Genomic DNA, 17,730 nt, shown 5'->3' on the forward strand with positions numbered 1-17,730 from the left:
TCGACGAAACAGCGTGCGTTCCAGCCTGGGTGCGTAGATTTTTTTCTAGCCGAAATTCCGGCGATTTTCTTTGGGATCGTCGGCCTCACCGGCGCTCGGAATTGGCGCCGCGTAGCGGATTCCGGCGGGTGAACGACTTGTTAAGCCTAACGCCTCATAAATGTTGAGAGCTGTCGTCAGGCAGTGCGTGTCGCTTGGCTTTCGTTGACGTCCCACATGATCCCATGCTATCCCAAATCATCCCGGCAAGCAGGTGATCCGAGTCAGACGTCTCGTGAATTTCGAGAGTTGGGCGGGCATTCGAAGCCGGGCGCAGCCGTAAGGGAGTCTTGCAGAATGCAACGACCCTGTCGGTCGCCGGTTGTGTCCGCGTCACGCGAGCCGCCAAGTCGGATTGCTTCTCTGAGAGCAGTATTTCGGCCAGCAAGAATTGAAATCATGCACCGCTCGCGGCGGGCTGCGGGGATCGATGAACGGCTTCGTATCGCGCGTCACCAACAAGATCGATCGGAAAGGGCGGGTGTCCATCCCGGCGCCTTTTCGGCAGGTTTTGTCGCGCGATGGCTTCGAAGGCCTCTACTGCTATCCGTCGATCGACATGGAAGCGGTGGATTGCGGCGGCAACCAGCTGCTCGCCGAAATCGAGCGCAATCTTGCTCGTTACACGCCGTTTTCCGAGGATCACGACCTGTTGTCGACGGCCTTCTATGGCTCCTCGGATCGTCTGACGGTCGACAGCGAGGGGCGTATCGGCCTGACGCCGACGCTGCTGGACATCACCGGCATCACCACCGAGGTCACGTTCGTCGGCCAAGGATACAAGTTCCAGATCTGGGAACCCACGCGGTTTGCGGCCTACGAGCTGACAGCGCGCGAGCGGGCGCGGGCGCTTCGGCGCGCGCCGAAGCCGGCCCAGAAGCCGGAGGATGGCGCATGACCGTGCTCGAAGCCGGCGCTGCGCCGCACATTCCCGTTCTCATCGCCGAGGTGCTCTCGGCGCTGTCGCCGCTTGATGGCGCAGTGGCGATCGACGGCACGTTCGGTGCCGGCGGCTATAGCCGTGCCATGCTTGAGGCAGGCGCCGGCCGTGTCATTGCCATCGATCGCGACCCCACGGCGATCGAGGCGGGTGCCGCCCTGGTTGCCGCCAGCGCTGGCCGCCTGACGCTGGTGCCCGGCACCTTCTCCGAACTTGACCGATTGGCCACTGAGGCTGGCGAAGCCTCCGTTGATGGCGTCGTCCTTGATATCGGCGTTTCCTCCATGCAACTCGACCGGGCCGAGCGCGGCTTTTCCTTCCGCGCCGACGGCCCGCTCGACATGCGCATGAGCCTTTCCGGACCGACGGCGGCCGACGTCGTCAACGCGCTGGAACCCAAGGAACTCGCTCGCCTGTTCTGGATCTACGGCGAAGAGAAGCAGTCGATGCGTATCGCCAAGGCGATCGTGGCGCGGCGCGACAGCGAGCCGTTCGCCCGAACGTCGGAACTGGTGGCGGCCATCGAAAGTGTGCTGGGCGGCAAGCGCTTTGGCGAGATGCATCCGGCAACGCGCGCCTTCCAGGCGTTGCGCATCCACGTCAACGGCGAACTCGACCAGTTGTCCGATGCTCTCGCCGCCGCCGAGCGCGTGTTGAAGCCGGGCGGCCGGCTCGTCGTCGTCACCTTCCATTCGCTTGAGGATCGCATCGTCAAGCGCTTCTTCGCCGACCGTTCGCGCGAGCGGGCTGGCGGTTCGCGCCATTTGCCGGAGGCGACGGTGCCGCCCGCCACTTTCCACCTTGAGGGTCGGCAGCCGATCGATGCCGGTGAGGCGGAACTCGCCGTCAACCCACGCGCCCGCTCGGCCAAGCTCAGGTTCGGCATTCGCACCGAAGCGCCGTCCCGGTCGATCGACCGGGACGCGCTCGGCGTTCCCAGCCTTTTTAGGGACAGGCCATGACCCGCTATATCAACGCCCTCCTGGTGTTCCTGATGGTGCTGTCGGCGGCCGCCGTCTACGACATGAAATACGAGGCGGAGATTGCCGCCGAGAACATCAACAAGAAGCAGGCGGAAATCGTCCAGGCGCGTGAGGACATCTCGCTGCTCAAGGCTGAATGGGCGCTGCTGACGCGGCCGGCCCGCATGAACGATCTTCTCGCGCGGCATCAGGACATTCTGAACCTGACCCCGATGTCCTCCAATCATATCGGCACGCTGGCCGACATTCCGGCCAAGCCCGTGGTGCCGCCGGTTGGTCTGCCGACCGAGCAGTCGGCGGACGGCTCGGCGGTCCTGCCACAAATCCAAGATAATACGAGACGGGTACAATGAATTTCCGGTTTGGTCCGTTCCGAAAGTCCGCCGAGCCGACGGCAGTCACCGCCGGCCAGGATTTTCGTGCGTCCGCGCGGCGCGGCGCGGGCGATACCATGCGCAGCCGGCTTTTCCTCACCTCGGCTTGCTTCATTCTTGTCTACGGCACCATCATCGGCCGTCTGGTTGAGATGGGCGTCAGCCTGCCGCAGGAATCGGTAACGCTCGGCAATGCCCAGGCGGCGGTGTCGGCGGCCCGTCCCGATATTCTCGACCGTAACGGCGAGATTCTGGCGACCGACATCAAGTTCGCTTCGCTGTATGCCGAGCCGCGCCGCATCGTCGATCCGGACGAGGCGACCGAGCAGCTCGCCACCGTCTTCCCCGATCTCGGCACCGATGCGGTGCGCCAGCGCCTCGCCTCCAAGCAGGGCTTCGTCTGGCTGAAGCGCGAAATCACGCCGACCCAGCAGGCGGCCGTGCATGGCCTTGGCATTCCGGGTATCGGTTTCCTGACTGAAAACAAGCGCTTCTATCCGTCGGGCCGGACGGTTGCCTACGTCACTGGCCACGTCAACATCGACAATCAGGGCATCGCCGGCATCGAGAAATACATTGACGACCAATGGCTCGGCGATCTGCAGAAGGCGGGCATGGCCTCGAACAATCTCGAGCCGATCCGCTTGTCCGTCGACTTGCGCGTGCAGCAGGTGCTGCACGACGAGATCACGGCGGCGATGCAGCGCTATACGGCGAAATCGTCGGCTGCCGTGGTGCTCAACGTCAAGACGGGCGAAGTGCTCGGCATGACGTCGGCGCCCGACTACGACCCGATGAACCCGGTCGAAGCGCTTGATCCCAACAACATGAACCGCGCCTCGGCTGCGGTGTACGAGATGGGGTCGACCTTCAAGATATTCGCCACCTCGATGGCGCTCGATTCGGGCAAGGTGAAGCTCACCGACAGCTTCGACGCCACCCAGAGCCTCAACATCGGTGGCTTCACCATCCACGACTTCCATGGCAAGCACCGCGTGCTGACCGTGCCGGAGATCTTCATCTACTCGTCCAACGTCGGTACAGGCCGCGAGGCGCTGAAGGTCGGCTCAGAGGGGCAGCAGGAGTTCCTGAAACGTTTGGGGCTGATGGATAAGGTGCCGACCGAACTGCCGGAGATCGCCCGGCCGATCCTGCCCAAGCGCTGGTCCGACCTCGTCACCGTCACCGTGTCCTTCGGTCACGGCATCTCGGTGTCGCCGCTGGCCACCGCCACGGCGGCGAGCGCGGTGATGAACGGCGGCATCCTCATTCCGCCGACCTTCTTCCCGCGCACCGAGGAGGAGGCGCGCCTGATCGGCAAGCGGGTGCTGAAGCAGTCGACCTCCGAGCAGATGCGCTACCTGATGCGCCTCAACGTGCTGGCGCCCGGCGGTTCGGGCAAGTCGGCCGACATTCCCGGCTACCGCATCGGCGGCAAGACCGGCACCGCCGAAAAGGTCGTAAATGGCCGCTACTCCAACGACAAGCGCTTCAACGCCTTTGTCGCCACCTTCCCGATCGACGACCCGCAATATCTCGTGCTGGTGGTTCTCGACGAGCCCAACCCCGAGCGGCCCGGCCTGCCGGCCACCGCGGGTATGAATGCCGGGCCGACGGCCGGCAATATCATCGGCCGGATCGCGCCGATGCTGAACGTCGAACCGCGCTTCGATGATGTCGACGTGCCGCTGATGGCCGCCTACTGACGCCGCCGCCTTTGCCGGGCGGGTGGCGAGGGGCGGTGTGGAAAGAGTGAGTTGTCCTCATTTCGATCGCAAATCGAGGACAGTGTGCGGCGTCTTGCGATTCAAATATGGACGGACAGATGAAGCTCGCCGAACTTGCGCCCGATATCCTCACGCTCGATCCGGCCTTGCGCCGTATATCGATCACCGGCGTCACCGCCGATAGCCGTGAGGTTGTTCCCGGTTCGCTTTTCGTGGCATTGCCCGGCACCCGCGCCAAGGGCATCGACTTCATTCCCCAGGCCATCGAGAAGGGCGCGGCGGTGGTGCTCGCCGACACCGAGGATGAGCTGCCTGCCGGCCTCAGCGTGCCGGTGCTGCGCGATCCCGATCCCGCCCGCCGCTTCGCCCGCATGCTCGCCCGCTTCTACGGACCGCAGCCGAAGACGGTGGTGGCGGTGACCGGCACCAACGGCAAGACATCGGTTGCCGCCTTCGTTCGCCAGATCTGGCTTTCGGCTGGTTACGAAGCGGCATCGATCGGCACCGTCGGCGTGACGACCAAGGCCGGCAACGCTTACGGCAACATGACGACGCCCGACGCGGTGACGCTGCACCGGACGCTGCACGATCTTGCAGCCGACGGCATCGATCATGTGGCGATGGAAGCCTCCTCGCACGGCCTCATTCAGCGCCGGCTCGATGGCGTCGAAGTGGCGGCCGGCGCCTTCACCAACCTGTCGCGCGACCATCTCGACTATCACGGCACGATGGAAGCCTACATGGCCGCCAAGATGCGGCTGTTCGACACCATCCTGCATCCCGGCTCCGGCGCCGTCGTCAATCTCGACGATGTCTACGGCGAGGCATTCGCCTCGGCCGCTCGCATCTGCGGCCTCGATCTTCAGACGGTCGGAGCCGCTGGCAACCGCATCCGCATTCTCGACGTCGCCCGCGACGGTTGGGCACAGGTCGCCACCGTCGATATCGGTGATGGACCTCGGCCGGTCCGCATTCCGCTGGTCGGCGCCTTCCAGGTGTCGAATGCGCTGGTTGCCGCGGCGCTGGCGTCCGCCGAAGGTTCGGTGTCGCTCTCCGACGCGCTCGATGCGCTCGACGGCATCAAGGGTGCCAAGGGGCGGCTTGAACTGGTCGGCTACGCACCGTCGCAAGCGCCGGTGTTTGTCGATTTCGCGCATACGCCGGCCGCCCTCGAAGTGGCGCTCCAGACGCTGAGGCCATTTACCGTCGGCCGTCTCGTCGTCGCCTTTGGCGCCGGTGGCGACCGCGACAAGGGCAAGCGGCCGCAGATGGGCGAGGTCTGCGCCCGTCTTGCCGATGTCGCCATCGTCACCGACGACAATCCGCGCACCGAGGACGCGGCGACCATCCGTTCGGAAGTGCTGGCCGGCTGCCCCGGCGGCATCGAGATCGGCGATCGGACGACGGCGGTGCGCCAGGGCATCGCCATGCTCGGCCCGGACGATGTGTTCCTGATCGCCGGCAAGGGCCACGAGACCGGGCAGATCATCGGCCGCGAGACGGTGCATTATTCCGACCACGAGGCGGTATTGGCGACGCCGGGTCTGACGCCGTCCGATCGGTCGCTGTGGCCCGAGGGCGATTTCGTCACGGCGCTGCAAGGCCGTGTCGAGGGTGCTCTTTCGCCCATCGACAGCATTTCCATCGACAGCCGCACCGTCGAGCGTGGCGGCGCTTTCTTCGCCATCGCTGGCGATCGCTTCGACGGCCATGACTTCGTGGAAAAGGCGCTTCAGAAGGGCGCGGCGGTGGCCGTCGTTTCTGAGGCAAAGCGCTCGTCCCTGCCGGCCGATATCGGTCCGCTGGTGGTGGTTGACGACGTGCTCGCCAGCCTGGGGCGGCTCGGCATCCGGGCGCGCGAGCGCACCGCCGCCAAGGTGATCGCCGTCACGGGGTCGGTCGGCAAGACGTCGACCAAGGAAGCGCTGCGCGAAGCACTTTCCGCCTCGGGCGCGGTGCACGCCTCGGCCGCCTCCTTCAACAACCATTGGGGCGTGCCGCTGACGCTCGCCCGCATGCCAACCGGCAGCCGTTACGGCATATTCGAAATCGGCATGAACCACCCTGGCGAGATCACGCCGCTCACCAAGATGGTTCGGCCGCATGTCGCCATCATCACCACGGTGGCGCCGGTGCATCTTGAGTATTTCTCTTCGGTGAGGGCGATCGCCGAGGCAAAGGCCGAGATCTTCGCCGGCCTGGAACCGGGCGGTACTGCTATTCTCAACCGGGACAGCGAGTTCGCATCGCTGCTGGCCGAGCGTGCCCGCGCCCATGGCGCCAAGGTGGTGTTCTTCGGCGAACATCCCGAGGCGGAAGCTCGGCTTCTCAAGTGCTCATTGCAAGAGGATTGCACCACAATCACCGCCGACATCCTCGGCGACAGCGTTGCCTACAAGCTGGGCGCGCCGGGCCGGCACATCGCGCAGAACTCGCTGGCCGTGCTGGCCGCCGTCAAGATCGTCGGTGGCGACCTGATGCGGGCGATGCTGGCCCTCCAAGGTCACAAGCAGCCCAAGGGACGCGGCAAACGCCACGTGCTGCCGATGTTCGGTGGCACGGCACGGCTGATCGACGAGAGCTACAACGCCAATCCCACCTCGATGCGGGCGGCGATCGCGCTGCTCGGAGCGGCGTCGGTGGAAGGGCAGGGCCGCCGCGTCGCCGTGCTGGGCGATATGCTGGAACTTGGCACCGAGGCGGCAAAGCTGCACGCCGAGCTGATCGAGCCGTTGAAGGCGGCGAAGGTCGACACCGTGTTCTGCGCCGGCCCGCTGATGCACAACCTTTGGCAAGAGCTGCCGCGCGCCATGCGCGGCTCGTATGCCGAGACGTCCAAGACCCTTATCGACACGCTGATCGACGATATCCGCGCGGGCGACGTGCTGATGGTCAAGGGCTCGCTCGGCAGCGCCATGGGGCCGCTGGTGGAGGCGCTGATCGCTCGTTTTCGCTAGCGAGGCGTCAGCCTGAATTGTCGTATCCGACACGGGTAGGCAACGCAGGACAGAGAGACTAATACGGGGCCGCGTTGCCGGTACATGAGGGTGAATATACCCCGGCGGCAGTGTTCGATGCGATCTCCGGCCGCTTGTTTGTCGGAGGGGGAATTTCGGAAAGTTCGCGGCGCAGGGGCGGATTTGTCGAAATACGGAATGCGAGCTCCGGCCCGGTCGGTCGGATTTCGCATAATGGAGAAGTTGGGAAAATGCTGGTCTATCTGGCCGATTGGGCGGGGCAGTTGTCGGTCCTGAATGTCTTTCGCTACATCACCTTCCGCACGGGCGGCGCGGTGATGACGGCGCTGCTGTTCGTCTTCCTGTTCGGGCCGGCCATCATTTCCTCGCTGCGCGTCCGCCAAGGCAAAGGCCAGCCGATTCGCGAGGATGGCCCCAAGAGCCATCTCGCCAAGAAGGGCACGCCGACCATGGGCGGCCTGATGATCCTCTCCGGCATCCTGGTGGCGACGCTGCTCTGGGCCGATCTCAAGAGCCCCTACGTGTGGACGGTGCTGCTCGTCACCGTCGCCTTCGGCACCATCGGCTTCTACGACGACTATCTCAAGGTGACCAAGCAGTCGCACAAGGGCCTCTCCGGCCGCGCCCGGCTGATGCTCGAGGCGGTGATCGCCATGCTGGCCTGCCTCGTCATCATGTCGGCCGCTCAAGCCACATCGGTACCCAGTGAGGAACACCTCGCCACCTCGCTGACCTTCCCCTTCGTCAAGACGCTGATGGTCAACCTCTGGTACTTCTATGTGCCGTTCGGTGCCTTCGTGATCGTGTCGGCCGGCAACGCGGTGAACCTCACCGACGGCCTCGACGGCCTCGCCATCGTGCCGGTGATGATCGCGGCGGCCAGCTTCGCGCTGATCTCCTACCTCGCCGGCAACTACGTGTTCTCGAACTACCTGCAGATCCACTTCGTGCCGGGTACGGGCGAGCTGGCCGTCATCTGCGGCGCGGTGATCGGCGCCGGCATCGGCTTTCTATGGTTCAATGCGCCGCCGGCCGCCATTTTCATGGGCGATACCGGTTCGCTGGCGCTCGGCGGCCTGCTCGGCACGGTGGCCGTTTCGGTTAAGCATGAGATCGTGCTGGCGATCGTCGGCGGCCTGTTCGTGCTGGAGGCGGTGTCGGTGATCATCCAGGTGGGTTCGTATAAGCTCACCGGCAAGCGCGTCTTCAAGATGGCGCCCATCCACCATCATTTCGAGCAGCTCGGCTGGACCGAATCGCAGGTGGTGATCCGTTTCTGGATCATCGCCGTCGTCTTGGCGCTGATCGGTCTGTCATCCCTCAAGCTGCGTTGACGGAGACCTGGCGATGATCCCTATCACCTCGATGAAAGGCAAACGCGTCGCGGTGTTCGGCCTCGGCGGCTCCGGCTTGATCACGGCGGAAGCGCTGGTGGCCGGAGGGGCGGAGGTCATCGCCTGGGACGACAACGAGAGCGCCCGTGCCGCCGCCGAGGCGCGCGAGATCCAAGTGACCGACTGGCGGGGTACCGAGTTCGGCGCCTATACGGCGCTGGTGCTGGCGCCCGGCGTGCCGCTGACCCATCCCGAGCCGCATTGGTCGGTGAAGATCGCCCGCGACGCCGGCGTCGAGATCATCGGCGACATCTGCCTGTTCGCCCGCGAGCGGAAATTCCGCGCGCCGACGGCGCCCTTCGTTGCCATCACCGGCACCAACGGCAAGTCGACGACGACGGCGCTGATCCACCATATCCTGAAGGCGGCCGGCAAGGACGTCGAGATCGGCGGCAACTTCGGGCCGGCGGTGCTCGGCCTCAAGGATCTGGCGCCCGATCGCTTCTACGTCATCGAGTGCTCGTCCTTCCAGATCGACCTGTCGCCCGGCATCGATCCGACCGTCGGCATCCAGCTCAACCTCACCGAGGACCACATCGACCGTCACGGCTCGATCGAGGGCTACGCGGCGGTGAAGGAGAAGCTGGTCGAGGGCGCCAAGGTGGCCGTCGTCGGCATCGACGATGCCCTCAGCGCCGCCATGGCGACGCGGCGGGAATCCAAGGGTCTCGAGACGCTGCGCATTTCGACGCGCGGTTCGGTGGCACAAGGCGTCTGGGCGGTGTCGGGCCGCATCATCGAACCGATGGGGCTTTCCCAGACGGTAGTCTACGACCTGCACGGCCATCCGATCCTGAGAGGCGTCCATAACGCCCAGAACGTGGCGGCGGCGGTGGCGGCGACACGCAAGCTGGGCCTCGGGCTCGATCAGGTGCGCAAGGGCATCGAGACTTTCCCCGGCCTTGCTCATCGCATGGAGCCGATCGGTCGCTGCGGTTCGGTGATTGTGGTCAACGACAGCAAGGCGACCAACGCCGACGCGGCTGCTAAGGCGCTGGCAAGCTACGACCACATTTACTGGATCGCCGGCGGCAAGCCGAAGAGCGGCGGCATCACCTCGCTCACCGGCTACTTCCCGAAGATCGCCAAGGCCTACCTGATTGGCGTCGCCGCCGAGGAATTTGCCGCCACCATCGGCGACGCGGTGCCGAACACCATCGTCGAGACGCTCGATCGTGCCGTTTCCGAGGCGCTGACCGATGCGTTGGCAGCCACCGAGGCGGGCGGCAGCGAGGCGGTGGTGCTGTTGTCGCCGGCCTGTGCGTCCTACGACCAGTTCAAGAACTTCGAGGTACGCGGCGATCACTTCCGCGAACTCGTGCTTACCGATCCTCGCGTCAAGCCGTTCCAGGAGAAGGCCTGATGGTCTCGCGTGCCGAACGAAACCCGATAGCCGACTGGTGGTTCACCGTCGATAAACTGCTGCTCATCGCCTTTCTGGCGCTGATCTTCGGCGGCATCGTGCTGTCGCTGGCGGCGAGTCCCGCCGTCGCCGAACGCATTGGCATCGCCGATAGCTATTATTTCGTGAAGCGTCAGGCGATGTTCGCCATCCCCGCCGTCTTCACGCTGATCGCCGTTTCCTTCCTATCGCCGAAGCACATCAGAAGGATGGCGCTGGTGGGCTTTGTCGTCTGCGTCGGTCTGTTGATCCTGACGCTGCTGATTGGCCCGGAGGTGAAGGGCGGTCGCCGCTGGATCATCATCCTGGGCATGTCGGTGCAGCCGTCGGAATTCATGAAGCCGATGTTCGCCGTATTGGTCGGCTTCCTGCTCGCCGAGGGTCAGAAGCGGCCGGAATTGCCCGGTCGCAGTTTCTCGATGCTGCTGCTCGGCATCGTGGCTGCACTGTTCATCGCTCAGCCTGACTTCGGCCAGACCATGCTGATCTGCCTGACCTGGGCGGGGTTGTTCTTTATCTCCGGCATGAGCTGGATGTGGATCCTTGTTTTCGCCGGAGCTGGTGCCGGCGGCATCCTCTCGGCCTATACCCTGGTGCCGCATGTTCGCTCGCGTATCGAGCGCTTCATGAACCCCGAGGCGGGCGATACCTTCCAGGTGCAGACGGCGCAGGAAGCCTTCGTCAATGGCGGCTGGTGGGGGCAGGGACCGGGCGAGGGCACGTTCAAACGCATCCTGCCCGACAGCCACACCGACTTCGTGTTCGCCGTGCTCGGCGAAGAATTCGGCCTGGTGCTCTGCATGTGTCTGGTGCTGGTGTTCGCCTTCGTGGTGCTGCGCGGCATGAGCCATGCGCTGAAAGAAAACGACAGCTATGTCCGCCTCGCGGCCACCGGCCTCATCATGCAGTTCGGTCTGCAGTCCTGCATCAACATGGCGGTGAACCTGCAGTTGATGCCGGCCAAGGGCATGACGCTGCCGTTCATTTCCTATGGCGGCTCGTCGCTGGTGGCGGTGGCGCTCTCCATGGGCATGCTGCTGGCACTGACCCGCAAGCGGCCCGACCAGACCCGGTTCGTGGCACCGATCGAATTTTCGCCGCTGCCAAGCCGAGGCTGATCCATGACCCGTACCATTCTGATCGCCGCCGGGGGAACCGGCGGCCATCTCTTCCCCGCCGAGTCGCTTGCCTATGCGCTCGCCCCACGCGGCTTCGACGTGCATCTGGCCACCGATCATCGCGCCAATAATTACGGCTCCGAGTTCCCGGCCCGCGAGATCCACATCATCGCCTCGGCGACCTTTGGCGACCGCTCGCCGCTCGGTTTGCTCAAGTCCGCCGCCAATCTGGTGCTCGGCGAAGCGCAGTCGCTGTCGCTGGTCCGCCGTCTCGACCCAGCGGTGACCATCGGCTTTGGCGGCTATCCGACGCTGCCGCCGCTTCTCGCCGCCTGGCTGACCCACCGTCCGACCATCGTCCATGAATCCAACGCGGTGATGGGGCGCGCCAACCGCTTCCTCGCCTCGCGGGTGACGGCGATCGCCACCACCTTCAAGGATACCGGCCTGATGGGCACCGGCGCCGCTCGCGCCGTCGTCACCGGCAATCCGGTGCGGCCGAAGGTGCTCGCCGCCGTGGCGCCCTACCGCCAGCCTGAAGCGGACGGCAAGATCGACCTTCTGGTGTTCGGCGGTAGCCAAGGCGCCCGGGTGTTCGGCGAAATCGTGCCACCGGCGCTGGAAAAATTGCCGGCCGACATTGCGGCCCGGCTGCGCCTCGTGCAGCAGGTTCGGCCCGAGGACATCGACCGGGTCGGCGCCATCTACGCCCGGCTCGGCATCGACCACGAGATCGCGCCCTTCTTCACCGACCTGCCGGCCCGGATCGCCAATGCTCACCTCGTTGTCTGCCGATCGGGCGCGTCGTCGGTGGCGGAGCTGACCGTCATCGGCCGGCCATCGATCTTGGTGCCGCTGCCGCATGCCCTCGACAACGACCAGAAGACCAACGCTATCGGTCTGGAGAGGGCCGGTGGCGCCCTTATGGCCGAGCAGGCATCGCTGACGCCGGAGAAACTCGCCGACCTCATAGCCGGTCTCACGCGGGCGCCTGAGCGTCTCTCTGCCATGGCCGCGGCCGCCAAGGGCGAAGGTCGCCCCGACGCGGTGGAGCGGCTCGCCGATCTCGTTGAATTCATCGCCTCCGGCGGCAAGCCCGCCGATTTTGCTTCTAGGGAAATACGTCCATGAAAATGCCCCGCGACATCGGGCCGGTTCATTTCGTCGGCATCGGCGGCATCGGCATGAGCGGCATCGCCGAGGTGCTGCAAGACCTCGGCTACCGCGTGCAAGGGTCCGATCAAGCCGAGGGCGCCAACGTCGAGCGCCTGCGCGCCTCCGGCATCCCCGTGATGATCGGCCACAAGGGCGAAAACCTCGGCGCCGCCGAGGTGCTGGTGGTGTCGTCTGCGATCAAGCACGACAATCCCGAGCTGGTGGCGGCCCGCGAGCGGCACCTGCCGATCGTCCGTAGAGCCGAGATGCTGGCCGAGCTGATGCGCTTCAAGCAGGCGATCGCCGTCGGCGGCACCCACGGCAAGACGACCACCACCTCGCTGGTGGCGGCGCTGCTCGATGCCGGTGGGTTCGACCCGACGGTGATCAACGGTGGCATCATCAACGCCTACGGTACAAACGCTCGCATGGGCGCCGGTGACTGGATGGTGGTGGAGGCCGACGAGAGCGACGGCACCTTCGTGAAACTGCCGGCCGACATCGCAATCGTCACCAATATCGATCCCGAGCACCTCGACCACTACGGCACGTTCGACGCCGCCCGCGCCGCCTTCCGGCAGTTCATCGAGAACGTGCCCTTCTACGGCTTCGCGGTGATGTGCCTCGATCACCCGGAGGTGCAGGCGCTGGTGTCGAAGATCGAGGATCACCGGATCATCACCTACGGCCAGAACCCGCAGGCTGACGCCCGCTTCACCGACCTCCGGATCGAGGGCGGTCACTCACGCTTTTCGGTGGAGATCCGCGATCGTGTCAGCGGTGAAGAGACGGTCATTCCGGCACTGGAACTGCCGATGCCCGGCCGCCACAATGTCTCCAACGCCACGGCGGCGATCGCCGTCGCCCACCGGCTCGGCATTTCGGCTGAGGCGATCCGCAAGGGCCTCGCAGCCTTTGGCGGTGTCAAGCGTCGCTTCACCCGCACCGGCGACTTCAACGGCGTCACCGTTTACGACGACTATGGTCATCATCCGGTGGAGATCATGGCGGTGCTGCGGGCGGCGCGCGAGGGGGCGACCGGCAAGGTGGTGGCGGTGATGCAGCCGCACCGCTATAGCCGCCTGCATTCGTTGTTCCCGGACTTCTGCAAGGCGTTCAACGACGCCGACACGGTGATCATCGGCGACGTCTACCCGGCCGGTGAGCAGCCGATCGAGGGCGCCGACAAGGATCACCTCGTTTCCGGCATCAAGGCGGCCGGCCATCGCGACGCCCGCGCCCTCGAAGGCCCTGACAAGCTTGCCGGCGCCATCGCTTCGATCGTCAAGCCGGGCGACATGGTGGTTTGTCTCGGCGCCGGCAACATCACCCAGTGGGCCTATGCGCTGCCGGGGCAGCTCAAGGCACTGGCGGGGGTAGAGTGATGACCCTTTGCGCCCGTCTCGGCGACACCTCGCATATCCGCGGCCCGATCGAAGACAACCGGTCGCTGAAGGACCTCGTGTGGTTCAGGGTCGGCGGTCCGGCGGAAATCCTGTTCCTGCCGGCTGACGAGGCCGACCTCCAGGCCTTCCTGAAGCTTTTGCCGCGGGATGTGCCGGTCACCGTCATCGGGCTTGGCTCCAACCTTTTGATCCGCGATGGCGGCATCGAGGGTGTGGTGATCCGCTTGTCGGTGCGTGGTTTCGGCGGCGCCGAGGCGCTGTCGCCCACGCGCATTCGGGCGGGTGCCGCCATTCCCGACAAGTTCCTCGCCGCCAAGGCGCTGGAACTCGGCCTTTCGGGCTTTGCCTTCTACCACGGTATTCCCGGCGGCCTCGGCGGCGCGCTGACCATGAACGCCGGAGCCCATGGCTCTGAGACCGCCGAACGGGTGGTCGAGGTGCGTGGCGTTACCCGAGAGGGCGAGGCGGTGACGCTGCCGGTCGGCGAGCTCGGCTATTCCTATCGCCATTCGGCGCCGCCAGCCGGCTTCATCTTCACGTCGGCGGTGCTGGAAGGCGTTCCCGCCGACAAGGAGAGCATCTCCCTGGCGATGAAGGCGGTCACCGAGCATCGCGAGGCGTCGCAGCCGATCAAGGCGCGCACTGGCGGCTCCACTTTCAAGAACCCGCCGGGACAGTCGGCCTGGAAGCTGATCGATGCCGCCGGTTGCCGTGGCCTCAAGATCGGCGACGCTCAGGTATCGGAAATGCATTGCAATTTCCTGATCAACACCGGCGAAGCGACGGCGCATGACGTGGAGCTGCTCGGCGAGACGGCGCGGGCGCGGGTGTTCGAGACCAGTGGCATCCGGCTCGACTGGGAGATCAAACGGCTCGGTGCTTTCGCGCCGGGCGCCGAGGTCGAACCGTTTCTCGGCAAGTGATTTGGCGTTCGGACGGTTGAAACCGGGCATTGGGGCGCCAGCAAGGGGACAGGGCTTATGGCCAAGCACGTGGCGGTACTGATGGGCGGTTGGTCGTCGGAGCGTCCTGTCAGCCTCAATTCGGGCAAGGCCTGTGCCGACGCGCTTGAAGCACGCGGCTACCGCGTTACCCGCGTCGACGTCGATCGGACGATCGCCTCCGTGCTGGAAGATCTGAGCCCCGACGTTTGCTTCAACGCGCTGCATGGCATCTACGGCGAGGATGGCACCGTCCAGGGCATCCTTGAGGTGATGGATATTCCCTATACGCATTCGGGCGTTCTGGCCTCGGCGCTGGCCATGAACAAGCCCAAAGCGAAGCACGTGATGAAGGCGGCGGGCATCCCGGTGGCCGAACACAAACTTATCCACAGGCTTGAAGTGGTTAACGCCCACGTGCTCGAACCGCCTTATGTGGTTAAACCACCGGCTGAGGGATCGAGCTTCGGCGTTATTATTGTTCCGGCCGACGCAGCCCATCCGCCGCAGGAATTGGCCCGCCCGGACTGGCGGTTCGGCGACCTGGTCATGGTGGAAAAATATGTTCCGGGACGGGAACTTACCTGCGGTGTGATGGGTGACCGCGCTCTCGCTGTCATTGAGGTGTTGCCGCAGGGTGAAGCCTTCTACGATTATGATGCCAAGTACCGCCCCGGTGGATCGAAGCACGTTCTTCCTGCCAAACTTTCACCGTTTATTTACCAAAATATTCAAACATTAGCCCTCGAAGCACACCGTTCGCTCGGCTGCCGTGGTGTCAGCCGGGCTGATTTCCGCTTCGACGATCAAGGTGACGGGACCGGGCAGGTCATCTGCCTCGAAGTGAATACGCAGCCGGGAATGACCGCGACCTCGCTGGTGCCTGAAATGGCCGCCCACGCGGGCATTGGTTTCGGCGAGTTGGTGAGTTGGATGGTGGAGGACGCAAGTTGCAGGCGATGACGACAGGCATGACGAAACCAGCGGGGCGAAAGAGGTTCTTCCTCTTCGGCCGTCGCGGTGTTTCGCGCCTGCGTCGCAAGCCCATCTGGCGTCCGGCCGGCCTTTTCGCGGCGCTGCCGCGCGGCGCTGGCGTTGCCTTGTCCATTGCCTATCTCTGTGCCTGGGGCGCCTATGGCATGGTGCTGTCGGACCGCACTGAAGAAGTTCTGAACGACACCACCGCCGAGCTCGGTTTCCGCGTCGCCGCCGTCCGCATCACCGGACAGCGCGAGATCGACGAGGCCGACGTGCTCGATACGCTGTCGATCCATTCGGGGCAGTCGCTGTTCTTCTACGACGCCACCGCCGCCCGCGAGCGTCTGCAGACCATCCCCTGGGTCGAAGACGTCTCGGTGATGAAGCTCTATCCGGGCACGCTCCGGGTGATCATCGAGGAACGCGTTCCCGCCGCCCTATGGCAGCCGACGATCGACGCGCCGGTGGTGGTGGTCGACAGCGCCGGCAAGGTGATCACCGACCGGCTCGAAACCCGCTATTCCCGTCTGCCGCGCGTGGTTGGCCAGGGCGCCCAGCTCAAGGTCGCCGAGATCACTTCGCTGCTCGACGACGTACCGGACCTGCAGAAGAAAGTTCGTGCCTCAATGCTGGTGTCCGACCGGCGCTGGGATCTGTTCCTCGACAACGGCGTGCAGGTGATGCTGCCGGAGGTCGATCCTGAGAAGGCAGTGACCGAGCTGGAGAAGACCGACAAGGAATCCGGTCTGTTGGATCGCGACATCACCGTCGTCGACCTGCGTCTGCCCGATCGCCTAGTGGTTCGCCTGTCCGACGAAGCGCGCAAGGCTCGCGACGAGCTGGTGACCGCGCGTAACAAGGCCCTCAAGAAGCGGGAGCAGGGCGCATGACCCACGCATCCGATGCCCGCGTTCAGCGTATGCGGCCGTTGCCGCCCAAGCGGCCGGTCATCGTTTCGGTGCTCGATGTCGGCACCTCAAAAATCTGCTGCATCATCGCCCGGCTGACGCCGCGCCCGCTCGGCGACATTCTGCCCGGCCGGACCCACCTCATCGAGGTGCTCGGCTTCGGCTACCAGCGCTCGCGCGGCATCAAGGCCGGCGCGGTGGTCGATCTCGATCAGGCCGAGAAGGCGATCCGCCTCGCCGTCGACGCCGCCGAGCGCATGGCCGGGCTGACCGTCGAATCCCTGATCGTCTCGCTCTCCTGCGGCCGCCTCGGTTCGGAGACCTTCTCGGTCAAGTACGACCTTTCCGGTTCGGAAGTCTCCGAGAACGACATTCAGCGGGTGCTGGAAATCGGCTCCTCCTACAAGGTCAAGGACGGACGCACCATCGTCCACGCGCTGCCGATCGGCTATGCGCTCGACAACAACCGCGGCATTCGCGATCCGCGCGGCATGATCGGCTCGTCGCTTTCGGTCGACACGCACCTGGTGTCCGCCGACGCCGTGCCGCTGCGCAACCTTGAGATCTCGGTCAACCGGGCGCATCTCGAAGTCGAGACCATGGTGGCAACGCCCTACGCTTCCGGCCTGTCGACGCTGGTCGACGACGAGACGCAGATGGGCGTCGCCTGTGTCGACATCGGCGGCGGCACCACCAAGATTTCCGTTTTTGCCGACGGCCAGTGTGTCCATGTCGATGCCTTCGGCCTCGGTGGTCATCACGTCACCATGGATCTGGCTCGGGCGCTGTCGGCCCGGCTGGTCGATGCCGAGCGCATCAAGGCGCTGTACGGCTCGGTGATCGCCACCGACAGCGACGACCGCGACATGGTCACCGTAGAACCGGTGGGAGACGACGACGTCGCCCATCAGGTCACGCGGGCCCAACTGGTGGAGATCATTCGCCCGCGCGTCGAGGAGACGCTCGAGGTGGTGCGTGACCGGCTGCATGCCTCGGGCTTTGCCGGCCGGGTTGGTCGCCGCGTCGTGCTGACCGGTGGCGCCAGCCAGCTCACCGGCTTGCCGGAGCTGGCCCGCAAGGTGCTCGGTCGCAACGTGCGGCTTGGTCGGCCGGTTGGCGTAGCCGGTCTGCCGGAAGCGGCGCGCGGCTCGGCGTTCGCCACGGCGGTGGGTCTGATGATCTACCCGCAGGTGGCCCAGATCGAACAGTTTTCCGGCCGCCGGAAGTCGATGGCGTTGGTTGCCAACGGCGGTTTCGTCTCCCGCATGGGGGCGTGGTTTAGGGACAGTTTTTGATCCGTCGCCGGCAACGGAACGGGTCAGTGCGTAACAGGCGTAAGTAGCGTGCGGTTGCAGCGGCGGCCGCTGATCTAGGACAGAGGACGTAT

General features: G+C 65.1%; 14 protein-coding genes. All 14 read left to right on the plus strand.

The genetic code is table 11. The features are described 5' to 3' along the window. Positions 1-469: 469 nt before the first annotated feature. Positions 470-937 (plus strand): division/cell wall cluster transcriptional repressor MraZ, encoded by a 468-nt coding sequence (mraZ, locus tag AB6N07_RS11910; protein WP_370678011.1) that lies wholly within the window; start codon positions 470-472, stop codon positions 935-937. Further along, positions 934-1,941 carry a 16S rRNA (cytosine(1402)-N(4))-methyltransferase RsmH gene (gene rsmH, locus AB6N07_RS11915; protein WP_370678012.1) on the plus strand — a complete coding sequence of 336 codons (1,008 nt, stop codon included), beginning with the start codon at positions 934-936 and terminating at the stop codon, positions 1,939-1,941. The genes mraZ and rsmH overlap by 4 nt, the downstream gene beginning before the upstream one ends. Next, a complete protein-coding gene (locus AB6N07_RS11920) occupies positions 1,938-2,315 on the plus strand; it encodes a hypothetical protein (protein ID WP_370678013.1) in 378 nt (125 codons plus the stop codon). Before rsmH ends, AB6N07_RS11920 begins: the two co-directional genes overlap by 4 nt. Further along, positions 2,312-4,042 (plus strand): peptidoglycan D,D-transpeptidase FtsI family protein, encoded by a 1,731-nt coding sequence (locus AB6N07_RS11925; RefSeq protein ID WP_370678014.1) that lies wholly within the window; start codon positions 2,312-2,314, stop codon positions 4,040-4,042. Before AB6N07_RS11920 ends, AB6N07_RS11925 begins: the two co-directional genes overlap by 4 nt. Before the next feature lie 119 nt (positions 4,043-4,161). Then, entirely contained in the window at positions 4,162-7,020 is a 2,859-nt protein-coding gene (locus AB6N07_RS11930) for a UDP-N-acetylmuramoylalanyl-D-glutamyl-2,6-diaminopimelate--D-alanyl-D-alanine ligase (RefSeq protein WP_370678015.1), read from the plus strand. 251 nt (positions 7,021-7,271) lie between these two features. Further along, entirely contained in the window at positions 7,272-8,375 is a 1,104-nt protein-coding gene (mraY, locus tag AB6N07_RS11935) for a phospho-N-acetylmuramoyl-pentapeptide-transferase (RefSeq protein WP_370678016.1), read from the plus strand. Between the two features lie 13 nt (positions 8,376-8,388). Beyond that, a complete protein-coding gene (gene murD / locus AB6N07_RS11940) occupies positions 8,389-9,798 on the plus strand; it encodes a UDP-N-acetylmuramoyl-L-alanine--D-glutamate ligase (RefSeq protein WP_370678017.1) in 1,410 nt (469 codons plus the stop codon). After that, positions 9,798-10,955, plus strand: a complete 1,158-nt coding sequence (locus AB6N07_RS11945) for an FtsW/RodA/SpoVE family cell cycle protein (protein WP_370678018.1) — start codon at positions 9,798-9,800, stop codon at positions 10,953-10,955. Before murD ends, AB6N07_RS11945 begins: the two co-directional genes overlap by 1 nt. A 3-nt stretch (positions 10,956-10,958) precedes the next feature. Continuing rightward, entirely contained in the window at positions 10,959-12,086 is a 1,128-nt protein-coding gene (gene murG, locus AB6N07_RS11950; protein WP_370678020.1) for an undecaprenyldiphospho-muramoylpentapeptide beta-N-acetylglucosaminyltransferase, read from the plus strand. Then, positions 12,083-13,495 (plus strand): UDP-N-acetylmuramate--L-alanine ligase, encoded by a 1,413-nt coding sequence (gene murC, locus AB6N07_RS11955; protein ID WP_370678021.1) that lies wholly within the window; start codon positions 12,083-12,085, stop codon positions 13,493-13,495. The genes murG and murC overlap by 4 nt, the downstream gene beginning before the upstream one ends. Beyond that, complete coding sequence (gene murB / locus AB6N07_RS11960) at positions 13,495-14,439, plus strand: UDP-N-acetylmuramate dehydrogenase (RefSeq protein ID WP_370678022.1); 945 nt, start codon at positions 13,495-13,497, stop codon at positions 14,437-14,439. Before murC ends, murB begins: the two co-directional genes overlap by 1 nt. Before the next feature lie 57 nt (positions 14,440-14,496). After that, positions 14,497-15,420: a D-alanine--D-alanine ligase gene (locus AB6N07_RS11965; protein WP_370678023.1), complete on the plus strand. Its 924-nt coding sequence runs from the start codon at positions 14,497-14,499 to the stop codon at positions 15,418-15,420. 8 nt (positions 15,421-15,428) lie between these two features. Continuing rightward, a complete protein-coding gene (locus AB6N07_RS11970) occupies positions 15,429-16,325 on the plus strand; it encodes a cell division protein FtsQ/DivIB (RefSeq protein WP_370678024.1) in 897 nt (298 codons plus the stop codon). Continuing rightward, complete coding sequence (gene ftsA / locus AB6N07_RS11975) at positions 16,322-17,638, plus strand: cell division protein FtsA (RefSeq protein ID WP_370678025.1); 1,317 nt, start codon at positions 16,322-16,324, stop codon at positions 17,636-17,638. The genes AB6N07_RS11970 and ftsA overlap by 4 nt, the downstream gene beginning before the upstream one ends. The last annotated feature ends 92 nt before the right edge of the window (positions 17,639-17,730 follow it).

Origin of the sequence: Pleomorphomonas sp. PLEO, assembly GCF_041320595.1 — a bacterium.
Classification (GTDB): domain Bacteria; phylum Pseudomonadota; class Alphaproteobacteria; order Rhizobiales; family Pleomorphomonadaceae; genus Pleomorphomonas.

Bases quoted from the DNA above. Each gene is read 5' to 3' on its own strand.
- AB6N07_RS11945 (WP_370678018.1), top strand. From the start codon at position 9,798: ATGGTCTCGCGTGCCGAACGAAACCCGATAGCCGACTGGTGGTTCACC.
- AB6N07_RS11930 (WP_370678015.1), top strand. From the start codon at position 4,162: ATGAAGCTCGCCGAACTTGCGCCCGATATCCTCACGCTCGATCCGGCC.
- murB (WP_370678022.1), top strand. From the start codon at position 13,495: ATGACCCTTTGCGCCCGTCTCGGCGACACCTCGCATATCCGCGGCCCG.
- mraY (WP_370678016.1), top strand. From the start codon at position 7,272: ATGCTGGTCTATCTGGCCGATTGGGCGGGGCAGTTGTCGGTCCTGAAT.
- AB6N07_RS11965 (WP_370678023.1), top strand. From the start codon at position 14,497: ATGGCCAAGCACGTGGCGGTACTGATGGGCGGTTGGTCGTCGGAGCGT.
- murG (WP_370678020.1), top strand. From the start codon at position 10,959: ATGACCCGTACCATTCTGATCGCCGCCGGGGGAACCGGCGGCCATCTC.
- AB6N07_RS11920 (WP_370678013.1), top strand. From the start codon at position 1,938: ATGACCCGCTATATCAACGCCCTCCTGGTGTTCCTGATGGTGCTGTCG.
- murD (WP_370678017.1), top strand. From the start codon at position 8,389: ATGATCCCTATCACCTCGATGAAAGGCAAACGCGTCGCGGTGTTCGGC.
- rsmH (WP_370678012.1), top strand. From the start codon at position 934: ATGACCGTGCTCGAAGCCGGCGCTGCGCCGCACATTCCCGTTCTCATC.
- ftsA (WP_370678025.1), top strand. From the start codon at position 16,322: ATGACCCACGCATCCGATGCCCGCGTTCAGCGTATGCGGCCGTTGCCG.
- AB6N07_RS11925 (WP_370678014.1), top strand. From the start codon at position 2,312: ATGAATTTCCGGTTTGGTCCGTTCCGAAAGTCCGCCGAGCCGACGGCA.
- AB6N07_RS11970 (WP_370678024.1), top strand. From the start codon at position 15,429: ATGACGAAACCAGCGGGGCGAAAGAGGTTCTTCCTCTTCGGCCGTCGC.
- mraZ (WP_370678011.1), top strand. From the start codon at position 470: ATGAACGGCTTCGTATCGCGCGTCACCAACAAGATCGATCGGAAAGGG.
- murC (WP_370678021.1), top strand. From the start codon at position 12,083: ATGAAAATGCCCCGCGACATCGGGCCGGTTCATTTCGTCGGCATCGGC.